The 6699-nt window shown below is 71.9% G+C and carries 4 protein-coding genes and 1 rRNA gene; 2 read left to right on the top strand and 3 right to left on the bottom strand.

Features of this window, described 5'->3' with window-relative positions; translation table 11 throughout:
* Positions 1–263: ribosomal RNA gene (locus tag G3I42_RS21980) — 16S ribosomal RNA — on the bottom strand; the annotation flags it as partial.
* A 655-nt stretch (positions 264–918) separates the two neighbouring features.
* On the opposite strand from G3I42_RS21980, the gene G3I42_RS21975 reads away from it, so the two are divergent.
* Together G3I42_RS21975 and ptsP are read left to right on the top strand one after the other, a co-directional pair.
* Positions 919–1368 (top strand): PTS glucose transporter subunit IIA, encoded by a 450-nt coding sequence (locus G3I42_RS21975; RefSeq protein WP_164288473.1) that lies wholly within the window; start codon positions 919–921, stop codon positions 1366–1368.
* A 62-nt stretch (positions 1369–1430) separates the two neighbouring features.
* A complete protein-coding gene (ptsP, locus tag G3I42_RS21970) occupies positions 1431–3101 on the top strand; it encodes a phosphoenolpyruvate--protein phosphotransferase (RefSeq protein ID WP_164288471.1) in 1671 nt (556 codons plus the stop codon).
* A 46-nt stretch (positions 3102–3147) separates the two neighbouring features.
* Here the strand turns inward: ptsP and G3I42_RS21965 are convergent, their stop codons facing one another.
* Entirely contained in the window at positions 3148–4086 is a 939-nt protein-coding gene (locus G3I42_RS21965; RefSeq protein WP_164288469.1) for a hypothetical protein, read from the bottom strand.
* Positions 4087–4232: 146 nt separating this feature from the next.
* Positions 4233–6212: an acetoacetate--CoA ligase gene (locus tag G3I42_RS21960; RefSeq protein WP_164288467.1), complete on the bottom strand. Its 1980-nt coding sequence runs from the start codon at positions 6210–6212 to the stop codon at positions 4233–4235.
* Positions 6213–6699 lie beyond the last annotated feature (487 nt).

Below are 6699 nucleotides of genomic sequence, written 5' to 3'. Positions count from 1 at the left end.
AGCCATTACCTCACCAACTAGCTGATAGGCCGCGGGCTCATCCTGCACCGCCGGAGCTTTCCACCACCTTGGATGCCCAAGGCAGTGAGTATCCGGTATTAGACCCCGTTTCCAGGGCTTGTCCCAGAGTGCAGGGCAGATTGCCCACGTGTTACTCACCCGTTCGCCACTAATCCCCGCCCGAAAGCGGTTCATCGTTCGACTTGCATGTGTTAAGCACGCCGCCAGCGTTCGTCCTGAGCCAGGATCAAACTCTCCGTGAATGTTTTCCCGTAATCGGGAGACACCACGAGAGCGGAACCGGGAGAGGAATAATCTCCCAGGTTCACAGCGTCCTCGCTGTGTGTATTTCAAAGGAACCTCAACCTCGGATCAGAAGATCCTCGGTCGGGGTATCAACATATCTGGCGTTGACTTTTGGCACGCTGTTGAGTTCTCAAGGAACGGACGCTTCCTTCGTACTCACCCTCTCGGGCTTTCCTCCGGGCGTTTTCCCTTCGGTATTTCGTGTTTCCGACTCTACCAGACTCTCTCGGGCCCGATTTCCTCGGCGCTTTCCGGTTCCCGGCCCGGCCTTTCGGCCTTACCGTTTCCCTTTCGGCGTCTCCGACTCTATCAGGTCCTTTTCTCTGTTCTGACCGGGTCCTCGGACATGAGGATTCCCCGCCGGAAAGAAAGGGGTTCGACTTCATCGGATTACCTGGAACGGCCGCCCCGTGAGGCGTACCCGGTCCCAGGCAGGATGACGACTGTACAGCTCTGCTCCCTACGGGTGCAAATCGATTCCGCGGTGCCCTCGCACAGCCCCCCCGGCACGGCCCGCTCAAAACAGCACAGAAGGTGACTTAGTCTGACGATCTCCGTGCCGTTCCCGCCCAGTGGGGCGGCCCAGGACCTCGCCGCCCAGGGAGGCAAGTCATGACCGTCGTGACCTCACCGCTTGCTGGAACCGCCATCGGACTCGCGAACGTGCCCGACCCCGTCTTCTCCGGTGCCATGGTCGGCCCGGGAACGGCCGTCGATCCCGAGCGGAAGCCGATCGAGGCCGTCGCCCCCGTCGACGGCGTGCTCGTCTCCCTGCACCCGCACGCCTACGTCGTGGTCGATGAGCAGGGCCACGGGGTCCTGACCCACCTCGGCATCGACACCGTGCAGCTCAACGGCGAGGGCTTCGAGCTGCTCGTCAGCAAGGGCGACACCGTGCGGCGGGGACAGGCGCTCGTGCGCTGGGACCCCTCGGCCGTCGAGGCGAAGGGGAAGTCCCCGGTCTGTCCCGTCATCGCCCTGGAGGCGACGATGGACGCGCTCTCCGATGTGCGGGAGAGCGAGGCCGTACAGCCCGGCGACACGCTCTTCGGCTGGGAGTGACGGCCGCGCGGCGGTACGGGCAGGCAACGGGGACGGAACCCGAGCGAGCGGAGACGGTGGGCATGGAGACGAGGCTGCGGGGCGTCGGAGTGAGCCACGGAGTGGCGATCGGCGCGGTACGGCACATGGGCACAGCGGTACTCGAACCGCCGGCGAAACAGATCCCGGAGGAAGAGGCCGAACGCGAGCAGACCCGGGCGCGGCAGGCCATGGACGCCGTCGCCGCCGACCTGACCGCGCGCGGGCACCTCGCCGGGGGTGAGGCGCAGGACGTCCTGGAGGCCCAGTCGCTCATGGCGCAGGACCCCGAGCTCCTCGCCGATGTCGAGCGGAGGATCGCCGTCGGCTCCACGGCGGAACGCGCCGTCTACGACGCCTTCGCCTCCTACCGCGCCCTGCTCGCCGGAGCCGGCGAATACCTCGCGGGGCGCGTCGCCGACCTCGACGACGTGCGCAACCGCATCGTGGCGCGGCTCCTCGGGGTGCCGATGCCCGGCGTTCCCGACAGCGACGAGCCCTACGTGCTCGTCGCGCGCGACCTCGCCCCCGCCGACACGGCCCTGCTCGACCCGACCCTCGTGCTCGGCTTCGTCACCGAGGAGGGCGGGCCCACGAGCCACAGCGCCATCCTCGCCCGCGCGCTCGGGGTACCGGCCGTCGTGGCGCTGCCCGGTGCGACGGAACTGGCCGAAGGGACCACGGTCGCCGTCGACGGAAGCGCCGGGGAGGTGTTCGTGTCCCCCGGGGCGCGCAAGCGCGAGGAGCTGGAGGCCCTTGCCGCCGAGCGGAAGGCGGCCCTCGCGGCGAGCACGGGTCCCGGCGTCACCTCGGACGGACACCGGGTGCCGCTGCTCGCCAACATCGGGGGGCCCTCCGACGTCGCCGCCGCCATCGAGGCCGGTGCGGAGGGGGTGGGGCTGTTCCGTACCGAGTTCCTCTATCTCGACGACAGCGAGCGGGCGCCCTCCGTGGAACAGCAGACGGAGGTCTACCGTTCCGTGCTGGAGGCGTTTCCCGACCGGCGGGTCGTTGTCCGGGTGCTGGACGCGGGGGCGGACAAGCCGCTGGCGTTCCTCCACCCCTCCGAAGAGCCGAACCCCGCGCTGGGCGTGCGGGGGCTGCGGGCGCTCCTCGACCGTCCGGAGGTGCTGCGGGACCAGCTGACGGCGCTGGCGCGCGCGGCCGACGGGCTTCCCGTGCACCTGGAGGTCATGGCCCCGATGGTGGCGGACCGGGCGGACGCGCGGGCCTTCGCCGAGGCGTGCCGGGCAGCGGGGCTGCACGCGAAGTCCGGGGCGATGGTGGAGATTCCCGCCGCCGCGCTGCGGGCCCGGGCGATCCTGCGGGAGGTCGAATTCGTCTCGCTCGGTACCAACGATCTCGCCCAGTACACCTTCGCGGCGGACCGCCAGGTGGGCGCGGTGGCCCGCTGGCAGGACCCGTGGCAGCCCGCGCTGCTCGACCTGATCGCCTCCGCCGCCCGGGCGGCGGCCGAAGCGGGGAAGACGTGCGGGGTGTGCGGCGAGGCCGCGGCCGATCCGCTGCTCGCGTGTGTGCTGACAGGGCTTGGTGTCACCTCCTTGTCGATGAGTCCCACCGCGCTCCCCTACGTCCGTTCCACGCTCGCCAAGTACACGCGCGCCCAGTGCGAGCGGGCGGCGGGCGCGGCGCGGGCCGAGGACGGGGCCGAGGAGGCGCGACGGGCGGCGGGCGCGGTGCTCTCCGGCGAGTGACGGTCCGCCGGAGAGCCGTCGCTCGCCTCGGGCGCGGGGCGATGGGTTACTCCTCGGCGTCCTCCCCGTCCCGGCCGTGCTCGTGAGGGGGAGTGCGGGGCGGCGTCAGGACGGGCGCCGCGCGGTAGTCGACGCCCGGCTCCGGCGGGATGGGCTCGCCGGTCTCCGTGTCCGTGCAGTAGGCGTCGAAGACCTCGGCGGCGGTGAGGGGCCGCAGGGTGTGCTCGCGCAGCCGCCAGCCCCGCACCGCGTCGCAGGTGTCCGGTCCGCTCGTGCGGACCACGAGCCCGCAGGGCAGGCCCGCCGCGAGTGCGGCGGCGAGGACGGTGGTGAGGTCCAGGGCCGCCGAGTCCTCCGGGTGCGGCCGTGTGCCCGGGCTCGTTTCGATGTCGAATTCGGCGAGCAGGGGACCCGCTTCCGTGCTGGTACTGCACACCAGGTGGTGGCGGCCCGCACCGAGGGCGTGGCAGGCCGCCACGAGCAGTTCCGAGGCCCGGTCGAAGGCGGCTCTCGCGAGGCTCTCGCCGCATTCCTCGCAGCGTCCCGCGGCGTCGAGGAGTTCGCCCGCGTAGGCGAAGGTGGCCCGGCGCAGGGCGAGATGGGCGAGGTCGGGCAGGAGCTCGGCGAGGGGGCGGCCCTCGTAGGGGAGGGTCGCGCCGGTCTCGACGAGGTGTTCGGTGAAGCGATGGCGGCTCCCGGCGCTGCCGGGGTCGAGCCCCGAGCCGGCGCAGAAGGCCACGTACTCCTCCGGGTCGAGGAGACCGACACGGGTCCGGCGCCCTTCGCTCGTACGGGTCCCGAGGACGGTGGCCGCCGCGTCGAGGTACTGCGCGTGGTCGCGGAAGCGGGGAGCGCCGTAGCGGGTCATGCGGTGGTAGTCCTCTTCCTCCGCGAGGAGGGCGAGGGCCCCGATCAGCTCCCGGTCGATGCGGTCGAGCCGAAGGCCGTGGCGGTCGGGGCGGGGGGCGGTGTGCTGGCGGGCCATGGGGGCCTCCTGTGGCGTCGTCGGGACGCCCCCTCACGGAGCGTCCTCACTTGATCGCACACCGTAGGCGACGGCACTGACAATGCCTCCTGGCGGCCGTCGCGGGACCGCCGCCCCGGGGAGGTTCCGGGGCGGCGGCGAAGGGTTTAGGAGTGTGCGCGCCCCAAACGTTCGTAGCCGCGCAGGAGTTCCACATCGTCAACCGAACCGGGGTTCACTGCCTTCTCCAGAGGGGTTCCCTGAAGCAGTCGCTTGACGGGGACCTCCAGCCGCTTGCCGGTGAGGGTGTGCGGGATCGCCCGTACCTCGATGACCTCGTCGGGGACGTGGCGCGGGGACAGCTCGGTGCGCAGGGCGGTGGCGATCCGGGTGCGCAGGGCCTCGTCGAGTGCGGCGCCGTCGGCGAGCTGGACGAAGAGGGGCATCCAGTAGCCGCCATCGGGCTGTTCGACGCCGATGACGAGCGATTCGCGGATCTCCGGAAGGCGTTCGACGACCTCGTAGATGTCGGCGGAGCCCATGCGGACGCCGCCGCGGTTGAGGGTCGAGTCCGAGCGGCCGTGGATGACCACGGAGCCGTGTCCGGTCAGGGTGATCCAGTCGCCGTGGCGCCAGACGCCGGGGTAGGTGTCGAAGTAACTGTCGTGGTAGCGGCTGCCGTCCGGGTCGTTCCAGAAGTGCAGGGGCATGGAGGGCATGGGGCGGGTGACGACGAGCTCCCCGACCTCGTCGACGAGCGGCTTGCCCGCGGGGTCCCAGGCCTGGAGGTCGACACCGAGGGCGGGGGCCTGGAGTTCGCCGATGTGGACGGGGAGGGTGGGGACGGCTCCGGCGAAGCAGCTGCACACGTCGGTGCCGCCGCTGACGGAGGCGATCCACACGTCCTCGCCGGCCTCCTCGTGGAGCCAGCGGAAGCCGTCCGGGGGCAGGGGGGAGCCGGTGGTGGCGACGCAGCGGACGCGGCTGAGGTCGAAGTCGCGGGCGGGGTGCAGGCCGGCCTTGCGCGAGGCCATGACGTAGGCGGCCGAGGTCCCGAAGAGGGTCGCGCCGGTGTTCTCGGCGACGCGCCACTGGGCAGCCGTGTCCGGGAAGCCCGGGCTGCCGTCGTACAGGACGAGGGTCGATCCGGTGAGGAGGCCGGAGACGAGGAAGTTCCACATCATCCAGCCGGTGGAGGTGTACCAGAAGAAGCGGTCGCCGGTGCTGAGGTCGCAGTGCAGCCCGAGCTGCTTGAGGTGTTCGACGAGGATGCCGCCCTGGGACTGGACGATCGCCTTGGGCAGCCCCGTGGTGCCGGAGGAGTAGAGGATCCACAGGGGGTGGTCGAAGGGGACCTGTTCGAAGACGGGGGCCTCGTCGCCCGCGACGACGTCGGCCCAGGTGTCGGCGCCCTCGGGGGCGGGCGTCCCGAGGAGCGGGACGTGGACGAAGGTGCGGACGGTGGGGAGTTCGGCGCGCAGTTCGGCGACCACGTCCGTACGGTCGTGATCCTTGCCTCCGTAGCGGTAGCCGTCGACGGCGATGAGGACGACGGGTTCGACCTGGCGGAAGCGGTCGAGGACGCTGCGGGCGCCGAAGTCGGGGGCGCAGGAGGTCCAGACGGCGCCGACGGCGGCGGTGGCGAGGACGGAGACGATCGCCTGCGGGACGTTCGGCAGGTAGCCGCTCACGCGGTCGCCCGGCCGGACGCCCCGCGCGCGCAGCGCCGCGGCGAGGGAGCCGACCTGGCGGCGCAGTTCGGCCCAGGTCATCGGTTCGGGGCCGTGGGTCTCGTCGACGTGCAGGAGGGCGGCCTCTCCCGCGAGGAAGGGGTCCTCGGCGGTGCGCAGGGCGTGTTCGGCGTAGTTGAGGCGGGAGCCGGTGAACCAGCGGGCGCCGGGCATCGAGGGGTCGGCGAGCACGTTCTCGTACGGCGTCGAGAAGCGGACGTCGAACCACTCGGCGACGGCCTGCCAGAAGGTGTCGAGGTGCTCGACCGACCAGCGGTGCAGGGCCGGGTAGCCGCCCTCGGCGGGGGCTCCGTGGTGCTCGGCCGCCCACGTGTGGAACCGCGTGACGGCGGCGCTCGCCGCGCGCTCCTGTCCTGGTTCCCACAGCGGCTGGGGCGGCTGGGCTGCGGTGCTCACGGGGCGGCTCCAAGGGGGCGCTGCGCGGCGGCTGTGCCGCGCCGGGTCGGTGAGGGTCCCGGGTGCTGGCCTCGGCGGACTGCCGCCGGGCCGGCGGACCGGGCGCTGCGAAGGACGATGCCACGGACCCGGCCTCGGCACCAGGGTGGGAGAGGGGTGAGGCGCTGGTGGGAAGGGGGTGTCGGGGGACATGGACAAGGGAGGCCCGGTGTGCTGGGGCGCGGGGGCGCGTGCTCCGGGTGGCCGGCCCGCGGGCTGGTCCGGGGCGGGACTCCGGGGGCGTCGTGCGGGGGTTTCGCGGTGCTCGGCGAGCGGTGGGTGGCGTACGGGGGACGCCTGGGTGAACTGCTGTCGAACCAGGTCACCGGTCGGCCGAGTGGATGACACTCTTGCTTCATGATCGCTCGTGACCTGGTGCGTTGGCTGGCGGCGGCGCGGGGAGAGGGCGCCGGTGGCGGCCGGACCGGCGCGGTGGCGCGGGGGACCG

This window comes from Streptomyces sp. SID11385 (assembly GCF_010548245.1).
Classification (GTDB): domain Bacteria; phylum Actinomycetota; class Actinomycetes; order Streptomycetales; family Streptomycetaceae; genus Streptomyces.
This window is presented reverse-complemented; position numbering and strand designations above follow the sequence as displayed.